This window comes from uncultured Kriegella sp., from assembly GCF_963975415.1.
In the GTDB taxonomy this organism is placed as follows: domain Bacteria; phylum Bacteroidota; class Bacteroidia; order Flavobacteriales; family Flavobacteriaceae; genus Kriegella.
This window is the reverse complement of the sequence record NZ_CAXBGN010000011.1, coordinates 146339-160788: the sequence shown is the minus strand read 5'-3', so window position 1 is coordinate 160788 and position 14450 is coordinate 146339. Positions and strand designations below refer to the sequence as shown.

The 14450-nt window shown below is 40.7% G+C and carries 12 protein-coding genes; 5 read left to right on the top strand and 7 right to left on the bottom strand.

What is annotated here, in order from left to right; all coding sequences use genetic code 11:
- Positions 1-4: 4 nt before the first annotated feature.
- The 6 genes from AACZ88_RS19795 to AACZ88_RS19770 all read right to left on the bottom strand — a co-directional run bounded on the left by AACZ88_RS19795 (position 5) and on the right by AACZ88_RS19770 (position 7642).
- Positions 5-2638: a PAS domain S-box protein gene (locus tag AACZ88_RS19795; protein WP_339714217.1), complete on the bottom strand. Its 2634-nt coding sequence runs from the start codon at positions 2636-2638 to the stop codon at positions 5-7.
- Between the two features lie 207 nt (positions 2639-2845).
- A complete protein-coding gene (locus AACZ88_RS19790) occupies positions 2846-3658 on the bottom strand; it encodes an alpha/beta hydrolase-fold protein (RefSeq protein ID WP_339714215.1) in 813 nt (270 codons plus the stop codon).
- Between the two features lie 70 nt (positions 3659-3728).
- Positions 3729-4847 (bottom strand): alcohol dehydrogenase catalytic domain-containing protein, encoded by a 1119-nt coding sequence (locus AACZ88_RS19785; RefSeq protein ID WP_339714212.1) that lies wholly within the window; start codon positions 4845-4847, stop codon positions 3729-3731.
- A gap of 46 nt (positions 4848-4893) precedes the next feature.
- The gene (locus tag AACZ88_RS19780) at positions 4894-6150 is read right to left on the bottom strand and encodes an FAD-dependent oxidoreductase (protein ID WP_339714209.1); all 1257 of its coding nucleotides are present in this window, start codon (positions 6148-6150) and stop codon (positions 4894-4896) included.
- A gap of 16 nt (positions 6151-6166) precedes the next feature.
- A complete protein-coding gene (locus tag AACZ88_RS19775; protein WP_339714207.1) occupies positions 6167-6475 on the bottom strand; it encodes a 2Fe-2S iron-sulfur cluster-binding protein in 309 nt (102 codons plus the stop codon).
- 3 nt (positions 6476-6478) lie between these two features.
- The gene (locus tag AACZ88_RS19770; protein ID WP_339714205.1) at positions 6479-7642 is read right to left on the bottom strand and encodes a cytochrome P450; all 1164 of its coding nucleotides are present in this window, start codon (positions 7640-7642) and stop codon (positions 6479-6481) included.
- 210 nt (positions 7643-7852) lie between these two features.
- Between AACZ88_RS19770 and AACZ88_RS19765 the strand changes: the two genes are divergently transcribed.
- The 3 genes from AACZ88_RS19765 to AACZ88_RS19755 all read left to right on the top strand — a co-directional run bounded on the left by AACZ88_RS19765 (position 7853) and on the right by AACZ88_RS19755 (position 10956).
- Positions 7853-8689, top strand: coding sequence for an AraC family transcriptional regulator (locus AACZ88_RS19765; RefSeq protein ID WP_339714202.1), 837 nt, complete (start codon positions 7853-7855; stop codon positions 8687-8689).
- Between the two features lie 156 nt (positions 8690-8845).
- Positions 8846-9616 carry a cupin domain-containing protein gene (locus tag AACZ88_RS19760; RefSeq protein WP_339714200.1) on the top strand — a complete coding sequence of 257 codons (771 nt, stop codon included), beginning with the start codon at positions 8846-8848 and terminating at the stop codon, positions 9614-9616.
- Between the two features lie 329 nt (positions 9617-9945).
- Complete coding sequence (locus tag AACZ88_RS19755) at positions 9946-10956, top strand: LacI family DNA-binding transcriptional regulator (RefSeq protein WP_339714198.1); 1011 nt, start codon at positions 9946-9948, stop codon at positions 10954-10956.
- Positions 10957-10963: 7 nt separating this feature from the next.
- On the opposite strand, the gene AACZ88_RS19750 is transcribed toward AACZ88_RS19755, so the two are convergent.
- Complete coding sequence (locus tag AACZ88_RS19750) at positions 10964-11656, bottom strand: NUDIX domain-containing protein (protein WP_339714195.1); 693 nt, start codon at positions 11654-11656, stop codon at positions 10964-10966.
- 411 nt (positions 11657-12067) lie between these two features.
- Between AACZ88_RS19750 and AACZ88_RS19745 the strand changes: the two genes are divergently transcribed.
- Both AACZ88_RS19745 and AACZ88_RS19740 read left to right on the top strand, forming a co-directional pair.
- Positions 12068-13744, top strand: a complete 1677-nt coding sequence (locus AACZ88_RS19745) for a ribulokinase (RefSeq protein WP_339714193.1) — start codon at positions 12068-12070, stop codon at positions 13742-13744.
- On the top strand, positions 13745-14446 hold the full coding sequence (locus tag AACZ88_RS19740; RefSeq protein ID WP_339714191.1) for an L-ribulose-5-phosphate 4-epimerase: 702 nt from the start codon (positions 13745-13747) through the stop codon (positions 14444-14446).
- Positions 14447-14450 lie beyond the last annotated feature (4 nt).

Sequence of the window (14450 nt, the reverse complement as noted above, 5' to 3'; positions counted from 1 at the left end):
AGAATTAATTAAAATTTATGGTAAAGGTGGTGCCCACATTTACCTCACTGGATGCCGAAATAACACCTCCCATTGCTTCAATCTGTGTTTTCGTCAAAAATAAACCGACACCCTTTGCTTCCGGGTGTCTGTGAAAAACTTTGTTCAATCCGAACAATTTATGCCCATGTTTTTCCATATCAATACCTAAACCATTGTCTTCGAATTTTAGTATTATTTCTCCGTCTTTAATTTCAGAGGTAATCGATATTTCAGGTGAACGGGCTTCTGATTTATACTTTATTGAATTTCCGACCAAATTAAGGAAAATACTTTCCATGTAAATCTTATTATAGCGAATATTCGGAACTTTAGAAAAGTCACTTCTAATTACGGCGCCTGACTTCAGAATTTTTCCGCTTAAAATTTCTTTTGTATTGTTCAGAATATTGTCAAGGGCGATATATTCTAAATCTTCATCGGAATCGTTAATCTTTGTTTTTAACGCGTCGACCAAAGTGTCAAGGGTTAAAGTGAGGTGTTGAATGACCGTCTCAAACTTGCCGAACAAATCTTTACGTTCTTCTTCATTTTCCGTATAATTATATATTTCCAATAACGAAATAAGATTGCTGACGGGTGCTCTTAAATTATGTGAAGTTATATGGGTGAAATCAGCCAGTTGCCTATTTTGGTTAGATAGTTTCTGGGCTATGACTTCTAAACTCTCTTTGGCCTCGATAAGTTTCTGCTCGGCCAATTTTTGGGTGGTAACATCTTTTATCGCGGCTACGACTATTGGTCCATCTTCGGGGTATAATGGGTTAAAGCTAATTTGAACAGGAATTTGCCGCCCATCTTTATGAACACCATAAAGTTCTTCTCCTTCAGTTGTTATTCTAGTCTTAGGAAATGAAAAAACCCGATTCGGGATAAGTACCTCCACAGATTTTTTATATAATTCTTCTGTGGTATAGCCAAATAACTCTTCTGTTTGCCTGTTAATATGTTCGATCTTTCCTTTTTCGTTGGCAATTACCATGGCGTCAGGGGCAGACTCTAGAAGCCCTCGGAATTTTTTTTCGGCCTTTTTAATTTCGGTTACATCTTGAGCCGTACCGATCATTTCTATAACGTTACCTGCTCTGTCGGTAATGACTTTGCCTAAAAGTTGAATCGTTTTTGTTGTTCCGCCCGTAGTTATGATACGATGCATAAAGCTGTCAAACCTTTTATCGTTCGCCGATTTTTCAAAATGCTGGGAGACAATTTCTTTATCTTCTGGATGAACGAAGCCAAAATAGGTGTCAAATTTTAGGTCAACGGTCTCTTCTTCTAGCTCGACAAGTTTGTATAGGTTTTGAGACCATTTTACTTTATCGGCAACCGTGTCCCATTGCCAATGCCCCATTGCGGTAATCTGCTCCGCAAAATTCAAGAGCTGATTTTTTTTCAGCAGTTCGGTCTGTGCCTTTTTAATTTCGGATATGTCTGTCGCGACCGCTACAAAACCTGCAATTCTACCGTTGTTATTTCTAATGGCGGAGAGGGTAGAAAGTGCTGGGAATGTTGAACCATCCTTTCTTCGGTAGATCCATTCCCTTGTATCACTAAAATCTTTTTCGGGCAGATCTACATAATGATTAAAGGTGGAGGGGTCTTTTCCATATCGTTTTGCCAAATCGTTTCTAAATCTAAGGGTATCTTCTTCAATAAGATAAATGCTCGGTTTTTTTAAACCGACTATTTCGGAAGCCGAATACCCCAACAAAGATTCTGCTCCTCGATTAAAGTTGTTGATAATTCCATCTGCATTGGTAGAGATAATGCTTATGAACTCAGAATTGAATATTGCCTTTAGTTCGGCATGGGCCCTATTTAAGGCTTGTTCCGAAAGTTTTAATTTGCTGAGGTCTTGAATTATTCCAAAGAGGTGACTAGGTTTGTTATTTACAAACTCTGATTTCCCCACCACACGTATCCAACGGGTATTTCCTTTTGCCGTTGTGAGTTCCAATTCAATATCAAAATACGACCTATGGCTTATGGCATCCTTTACTGCATTTTTCGCTTTTTTTCGACTTTGATCGTTTTTAAAAAAATTTAAGGCCTCCTCAAAATTAGGTTTATATCCTTCTGGTACTTCATAAATTTCAGAAGTGATGGTATTCCAGTACACTTCATTGGTCGCAAGGTCTAATTCCCAAGTGCCTATGCGTGCAATTTTATTTGTTTCTTCCAGTATTTCCTCGATACGTTCTTTTTCTCGCTCTTTTTTCTTGTGATGGGTAATGTCGCCGGTGTGCATTATCAATCCGCCTATAACCCCTTCGGTATTGTGCCACGGGCTTACATCCCAATGAATCCATTGTATCGAACCATCTGCACGTCGAAAAGGGGCTTCTTCGCAGCTATCGGTGGCACCTTTTAGGCACTTTTGATGAATGGCTTTCCAATCATCGCTTATTTCAGGGAAAACATCGTAATGCGAGAGACCTATGATTTCTTTTCCTTCCAAGCCATAGTCCCGAATCCAAGATTGAGATACGGCAATATAACACATGTTGTTGTCGAGCATCGCAATGGCAGTAGGTGCTTGCTCTATAAAAATTTTGCGATACTCCTCTTGTAGCTCCGGCTTTTTGTTGGCTGCACTCAATTCCTTAAACTTTATAAGAATATTTTCTTAAGATACTAATAATTTACTGATGAATGATATAGGTACTACGTATTTGAAGAAGAAATAGACTACGACATAAAACATTTTCGCAATACCCCTACGATATCTGTACTTTGAATTGATCGGTACAACAATCGATCGCTCTGTTATTTTGAGCAAATAAAATGAATATTTAAAGGTATTGGACTAGGACGGATTTGGTGTTACTTGCCCATTGAAAAAAAGAAAACTGTCTTTCACATGTTCAATCCAATAAGGCCACTCATGACCACCCTCAAATTCTTGATAGACATGAGTTACCTTCAAATTCAGCAATTGTTGGTGCAAAAGGCGATTAGCTTCTAACAAGTCGTCTGAAGTTCCGCAGTCAAAACGAAGGCTGGGTATTTTGTTTTTATGATTCTTAACGGCATCGATAACAGCTGTTTCCGAATCTTTAACACCGTAAGAACTAAGGGATTCTTCCACAAAATCACCCATCTCCTCAAATTTTGTAATGGCGCTGTGGGCCGAAATGGCTTTGAATTTATGAGGATTCTGTATACCTAAGCGCAGCGCTCCGTAACCACCCATGGAGAGGCCGCCGATACAAAGTTCCGATTCAACACTGGCTTGTGGAATATTTTCAATAATAGCATTGGGCACGTCTGATACAATCCATTCTGAAAAGTTTTTTTCCAGATGAGGCAGGTATCCCGAACCATCACCCCAAAGACCATCTGAAGGCATGGCAATGATTGCAGGGCGTATCGTTCCATTGTCCATCAATCTTTGTGCCGTTCGGTGTGCTCCACCTTTCATGGCCCATACCCAAGCACTGCCGTATACGCCATGTAATAAGATGTAAATGGGCAGATTGGTAACGCCTTCGCTCACTTTGGGCACAAAAAGGCAAATGTCGCCTCTTCCTTTTAAGTTTTTTGTTTTGACGGTCAAAAACCGTAATCCATCATTTTCATAATTGTTATCTGAAAGTTCGATGGTTCTAAAACTACTCATTTGGTTTCGGTATTTAGTAATGGTTTGAAAATGCACTAAAAATAATGGCGAATTAATCTATTTGTAGGTATTATTTAAAAATTATTACGCCTTTGGCGTTTTCCCCCGATAACATATCATTGAATGCCTGCTGTAAATCTTCAAGTTGATACTCTCGGGTAATCATTTCATCTAATTTAAGATCTCCTTTTTTATAAAGTTGCATCAATTTCGGAAAATCGATTTGTGGCCGACATTTTCCATATAGGGGGTTTATATAAATTTTGTCCCATTCGAACAAACGCATATCAATGGTGATTTCTTCCTCGATACCACTTACTTGAACTGCTATACCTGCGTTTCGTATCATCGCCAAAGGTGCCGCCCCCAGAGCAGGAATGGCAGTGCATTCGAAGGCATAATCGGCTCCTCGGCCCGAGAGCATATGCTTTACTTTTTCGGCTACTTCGCTCAGACCTTGATCCGCCTTATCGGCCAAAATAACGGCTGTCGCACCAAATTGTTGCGCCAGTTCGAGCTTTTTGGGATTGATGTCGACCGCAATAATTCTTCCTGCGCCAGAAATTTCACAGGCATTGATAACATTTAGACCAACACCACCACAACCGAGCACGACTACCGAACTTCCAGCGGTTAATTTAGCGGCATTTACCACGGAGCCAAACCCCGTCATTACCCCGCAACTTACAATACTGGCCGCTGAAAAATTCAGATTTTGTTCATTTACTTTGACTAATGCCGATTCTTTGACCAATGCATATTCGCTTAAGGTGCCAAGGTTAAAGGACCGTTCGATTGGCTGGCCCTGCCATTGGGTACTTTGTAAATGAGCATGACCGGGGGTGTGTCCGTTAGCACCTGCGACTACGGGAGAATTGTTTTCGCAAATATGTTGATTGCCTTCTTGACACTGAAAACAGCTCAAACAGGGCGTCGCCCAATTTAAGATAACTTGATCCCCCTCTTTTAACTCATTTATCGCCGACCCCACTTTTTTAACAATTCCCGCACCTTCATGACCCATTACGATGGGTTTTCCCCATGAAAGGGAATCGTAATCGGTATGGCAGAGTCCGGCCGCTTTTATTTGTACTAAAACTTCGTCGGCCTTCGGATCGGAGAGGGTTACGTTTTCTATGGTAAAGGTGCCATCCCCTTTGGCGATAGCGCTTTTAGATTGAATTGACATATTTTTTGTTTATTTATTAAGGTCGCCCTTATTTTTGTAAAACCCTTTATTCTGACACTAAATTTGTTGGCTTGAACTCCACTGAAAGGTCTGACAGTTTCGATTTATCTAATTTTTCTCCACTTTTTATGAATTTCGTGCCATAAACATAGGCTTTTGCATTATTGATGGCATCTACAGCCAAAAGGGAATCGTCTTTAAAATACCAAACCGAAAAACTTTTTTCGTTTTCTGGATCTTTGCGCACCAAAACTTGATTATAACCTTGGGAGAGTCCTACCATTTGCAATTTTATATCGTACTGATCTGACCAAAACCAGGGGATTGAATTATAAATGGGCTGTTTATCGCAAATGGCTGCGGCGGCGACCTTTGCCTGATCGACGGCATTTTGTACCGATTCTAAGCGGATAAAACGATTATAATGTGGGTTGTAATGAAATGTACAATCACCGATGGCATAAATGTGCTCATCGTTTGTTCGGGCAGATGCATCTACTTGTATACCATCTTTTATTGACAATCCAGCTTTTTTGGCTATTTCCATGTTGACATGAATGCCTACACCGACAATAATCATATCGGCTTTAAAGCGATCACCGTCCGCACAGACTACTTCGTTGAATTCGCTGTTGGTTTCAATTGAAACTACATTTTTAGACGTAAGTACGTCAACCTGGTGTTGTGCATGGAGCCGTTGAAAGAAAACGGACATTTCTGGGGCCGTAACTCTTGAGAGAATACGTTCTTCACGCTCTAATACGGTTACATCGGCTCCTAACTTTCGTAAAGAAGCAGCGGTTTCGAGTCCAATATACCCCCCGCCAATGACGACCACTTTTGTAACAGAACCGCTTTTAATGCGAGCGCGTATTTCTGAAACATGTGCTGCTGTGCGCAACGGAAATAGATTTCTAGCAGTGGTTGTACCGGGAATAACAGGCATAATCGGTCGGGCACCGGTGGCGATGACCAGCTTGTCATAGGCCTGTATGCTGCCATCGTGGAGAACAATTTTTTTTTCTTTTCGGTCAATACGGGATACCGAGACGCCCAGTTTAAGTGCTATGTTATCCCGTTGATAGCTTTCGGCCGACTTCAAAAGATTTTTATCTATTTCGTCATCACCGGTTAAATAGGCTTTCGATAGGGGAGGGCGGTGATACGGTAGTTCGGGGTCTGCGTCAAATAAGATAATCGCACCTTCCCAGCCTTCTCTTCGCAAGGCAAAGGCAAAATTTACGCCCGCATGACTTGCACCGATAACCACACAAGTTTTTTGGTGCTTTAGAATTTGCGACATCGACTTTTTTGTTGGTTTATTTCGCAACTGTCAATACGATTCCATCAAGCGCCTCGTTTATTTCCAATTGGCAACATAATCGGCTATATTCATCTGCGTTATCGTCCAACTCCAACATATCGGTCTCAATTTCGCTGGCAACCCCGGTCTTATCTATATCTTCGGGTGCTACATGAACATGACAGGTAGCACAAGAGCAAACGCCCCCGCAGTCTCCGTCAATGCCTCTGACGCCGTTCTCAACGGCAAGTGCCATGACCGAACCTTCAGTACCTTCTAAAATTATAGTTTCGTTTTCACTGGTAATAAATGTGATTTTAGCCATAAATTATTTTTTTACTGGATTAAATTTTATGCTGATACGGTTATAGCCTACTTTTCGCTGAAATTCCTCCAGATCTTCAATATTATCTTGATAATCTCGAATCTCGAAAGAGGCTACTTTTTCTGCCAAAGTATATAGTAAAATTTTCATTAGTTGCCGGGCGTGCGTTGCGCCAAGACAATTATGATGACTGAAACCAAAACCTACATGCGGATTTATTTTTCGGTCCAACACAATTTCATTCGGATTTTCGAAAACCGAAGCATCCCTATTAGCGGATGCCCAACATAAAGAAATGCGGCTATCGACCTTCGACGCATGTTCACAAACTTGAGTGTCTTCGGTAACTACACGACCCATATGTGTCAAAGGGGAAAAATAACGGATCATTTCTTCTACGGCCTTGCCCGTAATTTCAGGTTCATTTCGCAAACGTTCAAGTGACTCGGGATGTTCGGCCAAATAGGCGATGGCATTGGTAACCGCATTGATTATGGTGTCACGACCTCCCGCAAATGTCAGTACCATTACCCCTTTGACCTCTTCCTTGGTCAATTTTCTTCCGTCGAGTTCAGAAGCTAATAGCATCGAATACATATCTTCTCCCGGGTTTCCAATGGCACGACCTATTTCGGTGTCGATATAGTCGTACAGAATGTTGGCTTTGTCGCCATCCAATGCTTCGCCTTCACTTCGAAAAACATGCGTACCCCATGAGATCCAAGTTTTAGATTCTGAAAAATGGGTATTCAATAAAAGCGTTAAGGCCCTTGATTGTAGAGGAAGCGCAAAATCGTTGACAATTTCTACGGTTTCCTTTTTCAATGCTTCATCAACAATGGAGGAGATTTGTGAAGTTAATTTTTCTTGATATTCCGGTTGCAACGGACGTTTGAACCAAGGCTCTACAAGGGCGCGATAGTCACGGTGTAGTGGAGGGTCAACCTCGAAAGGAATTTGACGGGTATCCCGTATATTGACTTCCGAAGGTACCACGATGCGGCCAGGAACGGCCGCCGAGGTAAACGTCTTCCAGTTATGGGCACTTTTGCGAACATCTTTATGTCGCAATAACATGGCTACCGGATCATTTTGATCGTTCATCTCGCCATAGCCTTTGGTCAATCTGGCTTTTTCAAATGGGTCAGGAAGCTCACTTTTTTTCATTTCGTTGTCTTGATGAATGGGTTGGATACGGTTTACAAAATTGCAGATAAAATTATGCGTATAAGTTGCCTTTTTTAACCAATAAATAACTTATTCTGTCGTGATTGGATTCATTTTAACTAATTTTGGGATAAAATAAATTATTAAAATCAGCTCATATAGTTTTTGATTTTATAAAAATGTCTCGTATTATCTTTTTTTACCGATGTTATGAAACCGATTTTAGAACCGATTCATTTAGGAGAACAAAAGACGATTACAGCTTTTTATCATGAAAGAAAAAACTTTGAGACGCCATGGCATTTTCATCCACAACATGAATTGACCTATATTGAGGAAAGTGTCGGCACCAAATTGATAGGAGACTATGTTGGTTCTTATGAACCGGGGGAATTGGTATTGTTGCGATCGAATCTTCCGCATTGTTGGAAAAACAATACCGGTCAAAGTGGTCAATCGAAGTCGGTAGTGGTACAATGGAATAGAGGGGTATTTCCAAAAGTACCGGAATTAACACCTGTTTTTAACATGTTGAGAACAGCGTCCAAGGGACTTATTTTTGATAAAACCGAAACGGAACCTATTATAGGTTCACTGAAGTACTTTTCGCAATTGGAAGGACCTGAACTCTATATACAGTTATTGATTGCCCTTGTGGAACTTTCAAAATGCTCTTATAGAACATTATCTGAAGTTAGTTTTATAAACGACCTTCCTTCAGACTATGGTAGTCGCATGGCTAGAATACATGATTTTGTGGCCGAAAATTTTAACCGAAAAATATATTTAAAAGAGGTAGCCGATTTGGTCAGTATGACAGAACAATCATTTTCGAGGTTTTTTACCAAAATGATGGGACGTCCGTTTTTTACTTTTTTAAATGAATATCGGATCAACATCGCAGTTAGAATGTTGCTCGATACCGATGCCTCAGTATCGCAAATTGCTTTCGATTGTGGGTATGAATCCCTACCATTTTTCTATAAAAAATTTACAAAGTTACACGGTCAGTCCCCCATGAAATACCGAAAAGAACATACTGCCTAATGGTTGGCGGGAATAATTTTTAATGCTTGCACAAAAAACATGCTATTTATAAATAACCGTATGAAAGGCCCCTACCGAATTGACAATAAGGGATTAAGATTCATGAAGTACAATTTTGTACCTTACAGTTCCATTAATCGTTCTAAACTTGCCATCATGAAAACTAAAGTGACAGTTGTATTAAGTCTTTTTTCAACGCTCATTTTTGCACAATCGGAGATGGTAAAGGAGGGTATTTATCGGTGGGTCGACCACCCTGTAAAATATACGGAAGACCGAGAGTCTCGCGTTATATTGGCAGGATCTTCTCCTCATTTCGAATATCTTGGGATCCATGCTTCTACCCAATTGAAAGGTGCACAACCAAGCACATTACATGCCAATGAAGATATTGAAGAGCTGATCATCGTTAAAGAAGGTGAGGCAAAGGTCTCTTTTGATGATGAAAGTAAAATACTAAGGGCTGGCGGTGTGGTTTTACTGTTGCCCCAACAATTACATTCCATTGAAAATGTGGGAGATGGAAACCTGACCTATTATGTCATGCGCTACCGGTCTAAGAAACCTATGCAAATAGCAAGAGGGCTTTCCAATGGTGGGTCGATGCGACTGGATCGTGAAGATTTGGAGCTTGTTCCGAATGAACGCGGAGGTAGATACCCTTATTTTGATCGACCTACGGCGATGTGTGAGCGTTTCGAGTTGCACTCCACCCAATTGAATAAAAAAGGACCGAGCCATGCCCCGCACAAGCACGTTGAAACCGAGATTATTTTGATGTTATCGGGCGAAACGGAAATTACGATTGATGATAAGGAGTACAGCGGTACTGCCGGGGATTTCTATTTTATAAATTCGGGTTCCACACATGGGGTTCGAAATCCGACCGGGAATTTATGTACCTACTTTGCTTTCAAGTGGCGCTAGAAAAGAATGTTTTAAAGGCAAAACGTTGAGGTCATTGATTTGACAAATTACAATAGGTTATGGCACATTGTCTATAATCCTGAAAGCCGAAAAAACCTTTTCTGAATTTGATTCCCGTAAAACCGACTATTTTATTAAAGGAGGGCATGATTATACCCACGTGTCGAGAAAAGGCGCTAAATTGGTGGCCGGTTTGGCATGGTAAAATGCTAAAGCCGAACCTTGGTATAAAGTGCGGTACTTTTTCTGTGGTGTTAAGTATACAATATAGACCATTCGGTTATTAAAGTTGTAAGTATATGGCAGGATGTATCTTTTGAGTAAAAGCTATGAGGGGTAAGATTACAATTTATGACATTGCCAAAAAGTTGAACATTACGGCAGCTACGGTGTCACGTGCGTTAAACAATAATCCCAAGATTAGCGAAGCTACACGAAAGAAAGTATTGGCAATGGCCAACGAGATGCATTATGAACAGAACAAGCTTGCTCTGGCACTTAAAAGCGGAAAGAGCAATACAGTAGGTGTAGTAGTGCCTTTTATCGACCGTAATTTTTTCTCTTCAATCATTAGGGGTATCGAGGAGGAATTATATCCGAAGGGGTACCACGTAATTATTTGCCAATCTCAAGAGGACGAAAAAAAGGAGCTCAAAAACTTTAATGCCCTTTTAAATGCTCAGATAGACGGATTGATGGTTTCAGTTTCAAAGAATACTAAGAATTTTGATCATTTTGACCATGTGCTGCAAAAAAAAGTGCCTATTATCTTTTTCGACCGAAAAGTCGATATGAAAGGTGTAAGTACCGTCACCTTAGATGACTTTCAAGCGGGGTATGAAGCCACAAAACATTTGATAGTAAACGGTTCAAAACGAATAGCCCACCTTTCGGGAGATTGGGCGCTTGATATTTATCAAAGAAGAATGGCAGGATACAAGCAGGCTTTGGTAGATCACAATATCAAATGCCCCAAGGGGTATGTCGTGAAGGGGCAGAGCGATATTCATGCGGGTAAGAAAGCCGTAAAAAAATTAATGAAATTAAATCCTAGGCCCGATGCGATTTTTTCGGCTAGTGATTTTGCGGCACTTGGTGCAATTCAGCAATTAAAAGAGATGGGTTTACGGATTCCTGAAGATGTCAAGGTTGTTGGTTTCAGTAATGAACCCTTTACCAAGTTTATGGAGCTGCCCATAACCACAGTAGATCAATCACCTATGAAAATGGGAAAGATGGCCGCAGAAGTATTTCTCGAACAGGTGAAAAATACCAAGGTGCTCCTTGAAAAAAGCGTAGTAATCGAGCCAAAATTAAAGATTCGAAAATCGTCTTTATAAGGGTGCCTTAAATTTTAAAGTTAAACCCTTCTTCTACCTTCCTATTGTATTTTTCTTGATCAAATTGGTATAAATACGCCCCTTTTTTCGACATTGTCATGTCTTTTTCATCTAGTTTCTCTAAAATACCCAGCGAAATTACTTTACTGATGAAATTGCGTTTGTCGAGATTTTTGTTCAAAATAGATTCGTAAAGCTTTTGCAACTGCCGCATGGTAAACTTTTCGGGTAGAAGCTCGAAACCTATGGGTTTGTTCTGGGCTCTCCGTTGCAGTGTTGCCATGGCCTTTTTGACCATGTCATCATGGTCAAATATTAAATTAGGCGCATTTTTTAAACAGAACCAATGTGCAGTATCCAAATTTACAAGGTCTTCGTGGTGCGCAGCAATATCTATCAAGGCATAATAGGCAACGGAAACGGTACGTTCCAGGGGATCTCTATCGACTTTGCTATATGCATAAAATTGCTCCATGTAAATGTTGTGTAACCCTGTAAGGTGATGGAGTATTCGAATAGCGGCTTGGTCCAAATTTTCCTCCTTTCTAAGAAATCCTCCAATCAAGGACCATTTTCCCAACTCAGGTTCGAAATTTCTTTTGACCAAAAGAATTTTTAAGTCCTCCTCGTCAAAACCGAAGATAATGCAATCAACCGCTAATAAAACCTTATCTCCACTTGAATAGTCGTTGAGTTCCATAATAGTCTTTGAAAAATCAGTTTATAACTCTTACAAATAAGCCATTGGTTCACCATAAGATTTGATTAACAGAATATGTTTATTTTACAGGATACGGTTAACCGCGTTACCTGAAAAAGCCTCAGCTTATGCAATCGGAATCAACGACAATTAAAATAATCAAAATAAAACTTTATAACAAGTTTTATTCGGTCAGATAATGCTTGGCTATGGTCTGTGTTTTGATATTTGATGAAATACTTTGGATGTATATTTTTTTTGGTTTTGAAACTATTGCTGTAATCAATTGACCAGGAAAGTTGACACGGAGTATTAGGAATGACTGACCATTTAGGTCATGGAACATTTTGGTGTATAATAAACACTTGCAAAATATTTGCACTATCTTGCGAAGTGTCTTATTTTTCGAATATGAAAGAATATGTTATTGGCTTAGATTACGGTACAGACTCCGTACGTGCCGTGTTAATCGATACTGAGAATGGAAAAGAGCTATCTTCTGAAGTATATTGGTATGAACGATGGAAGAAGGGAGCGTATTGCAATGCGTCCCTTAATCAGTTTCGACAACATCCGTTAGACCACATTAAAGGATTGGAACATACTATAAAAACGGTAGTTTCAAAAAGTCAAGTCGACGCAAAGTCTATAAAAGGAATCTGTATTGATACCACGGGATCATCTCCCGTTCCTGTAACTGAAGAGGGTACCGCATTGGCTTTGGTCGAGGGATTTGAAGAGAATCCAAATGCAATGATGGTGCTTTGGAAAGACCATACGGCTATCAAAGAGGCTGATGAAATTAATGAATTGGCTGCCAACTGGGGAGGGGAGAATTACACGCGTTATGAAGGCGGCATTTATTCCTCGGAATGGTTCTGGGCAAAGATTCTACATGTTACAAGAGAAGATAAAACCGTAAAAGAGGCAGCCCACACGTGGATGGAACATTGCGACCTAATGACTTTTATGATAACCGACCATACCGATTTGAAGTCTTTTAAAAGAAGCCGATGTGCCGCTGGGCATAAGGCGATGTGGCATGCCGATTGGAACGGTTTGCCGTCAGAAGATTTTCTAGGACGTCTTGATCCTTATTTGGCGAAACTTAGAAGTAAGCTATATGACGAAACGTATACCTCTGATGAGGTCGCGGGCCATTTAAGCGAGACATGGGCGAAAAAACTAGGATTAACAACGGAAACTGTGGTTGCCGTCGGTACTTTTGATGCACATTCAGGTGCGGTAGGTGCAAAAATAGAAGAAGGTGCACTGGTACGTGTCATGGGTACCTCGACCTGCGATGTCATAGTCGCTCCCCAAGAGGCAATAGGTTCAAAAACCGTTCGCGGCATATGTGGCCAGGTAGACGGTTCGGTAATACCGGGTTTAATTGGTTTAGAAGCTGGTCAGTCTGCTTTTGGTGATGTTTTGGCCTGGTTTAAAGAGGTGCTTTCATGGCCTGTTGAAAACTTGGTACTGACCTCTGAAGTACTTACCGATGAACAAAAGCAAAAACTGAAGTCGGAGATAGATGCAAATTTTATAAAGAAACTTTCGGAACAAGCCGAGGCGATTCCCTTATCGGAAAGCATACCTACTGCCCTAGATTGGGTTAACGGCCGCCGAACTCCCGATGCTAATCAGAATCTCAAGAGCGCTATTTCGAATTTGTCATTAGGGAGTAACGCCCCTCACATTTTTAAGGCTTTGGTGAATGCCATTTGCTTTGGTTCAAAAAAAATTGCCGAGCGATTTCAAGAAGAAGGTGTGGCAATAAGTAGTGTTATCGGTATTGGGGGCGTAGCCCGAAAATCACCATTCATCATGCAAACTTTGGCCAATGTGATGAACATGCCTATCAAAGTGGCCGAATCAGATCAGGCACCAGCTTTAGGAGCAGCCATCTATGCTGCAGTAGCAGCAGGAATTTACGATAATGTCATAGAAGCTGCCAAAAGCATGGGAAGTGATTTTGAAGCGGAATACCATCCACAGCCCGAAGCGGTAGCAGTTTATGAACAACTTATAAAATCTTACGAAAATCTGGGTAACTTTATAGAGGAAGGGTGTACTAAAAACAGCTAGATGGTTTCTAGGTATAAAGAGTTGAAAAGAGAATGTTACGAGGCGAATATGCAACTCAACGCCTTGGGGCTTGTTATTTGTACTTTTGGTAATGTCAGTGCTGTAGATCGGCCATCAGGTGCTTTTGCCATAAAACCTAGCGGGGTTCCTTATGAAGAACTAAAGGCTGAAGATATTGTCGTGGTCGATTATGACACTAATTGCATTGAAGGTAGTTTACGACCCTCGTCAGATACCAAAACCCACGCTTTGCTCTATAAAAATTGGGAAGACATCGGAGGCATTGCCCATTCACATGCCACTTATTCTGTTGCTTGGGCACAGGCACAGAAAGACATTCCTATTTTTGGAACGACCCATGCCGATCATTTGACGGTAGATATCCCGTGCGCCCCACCTATGAAAGATAATCTTATTGAGGGCAATTACGAACATAATACGGCCATACAGATTATGGAGTGTTTTAAGGAAAAGGGACTTTCCCATACCGAAGTCGAGATGGTTTTATTGGGTAACCACGGTCCCTTTACTTGGGGAGAAACTGCGGCAAAAGCCGTTTATAACAGTAAGGTGCTGGAAGCCGTTGCGCAAATGGCTTGTTTAACACTTCAAATAAATCCCGAAGCTTTAAGATTAAAAGATTCGCTAATAAAAAAGCACCACGACCGGAAACATGGTAAAGACGCGTATTACGGACAATAATTAG

What these genes read in the sequence shown, in the direction of transcription:
- AACZ88_RS19755 (WP_339714198.1), top strand. Translation starts at nt 9,946, where the DNA reads ATGAGGGGTAAGATTACAATTTATGACATTGCCAAAAAGTTGAACATT.
- AACZ88_RS19745 (WP_339714193.1), top strand. Translation starts at nt 12,068, where the DNA reads ATGAAAGAATATGTTATTGGCTTAGATTACGGTACAGACTCCGTACGT.
- AACZ88_RS19775 (WP_339714207.1), bottom strand. Translation starts at nt 6,475, where the DNA reads ATGGCTAAAATCACATTTATTACCAGTGAAAACGAAACTATAATTTTA.
- AACZ88_RS19785 (WP_339714212.1), bottom strand. Translation starts at nt 4,847, where the DNA reads ATGTCAATTCAATCTAAAAGCGCTATCGCCAAAGGGGATGGCACCTTT.
- AACZ88_RS19790 (WP_339714215.1), bottom strand. Translation starts at nt 3,658, where the DNA reads ATGAGTAGTTTTAGAACCATCGAACTTTCAGATAACAATTATGAAAAT.
- AACZ88_RS19770 (WP_339714205.1), bottom strand. Translation starts at nt 7,642, where the DNA reads ATGAAAAAAAGTGAGCTTCCTGACCCATTTGAAAAAGCCAGATTGACC.
- AACZ88_RS19750 (WP_339714195.1), bottom strand. Translation starts at nt 11,656, where the DNA reads ATGGAACTCAACGACTATTCAAGTGGAGATAAGGTTTTATTAGCGGTT.
- AACZ88_RS19760 (WP_339714200.1), top strand. Translation starts at nt 8,846, where the DNA reads ATGAAAACTAAAGTGACAGTTGTATTAAGTCTTTTTTCAACGCTCATT.
- AACZ88_RS19740 (WP_339714191.1), top strand. Translation starts at nt 13,745, where the DNA reads ATGGTTTCTAGGTATAAAGAGTTGAAAAGAGAATGTTACGAGGCGAAT.
- AACZ88_RS19780 (WP_339714209.1), bottom strand. Translation starts at nt 6,150, where the DNA reads ATGTCGCAAATTCTAAAGCACCAAAAAACTTGTGTGGTTATCGGTGCA.
- AACZ88_RS19765 (WP_339714202.1), top strand. Translation starts at nt 7,853, where the DNA reads ATGAAACCGATTTTAGAACCGATTCATTTAGGAGAACAAAAGACGATT.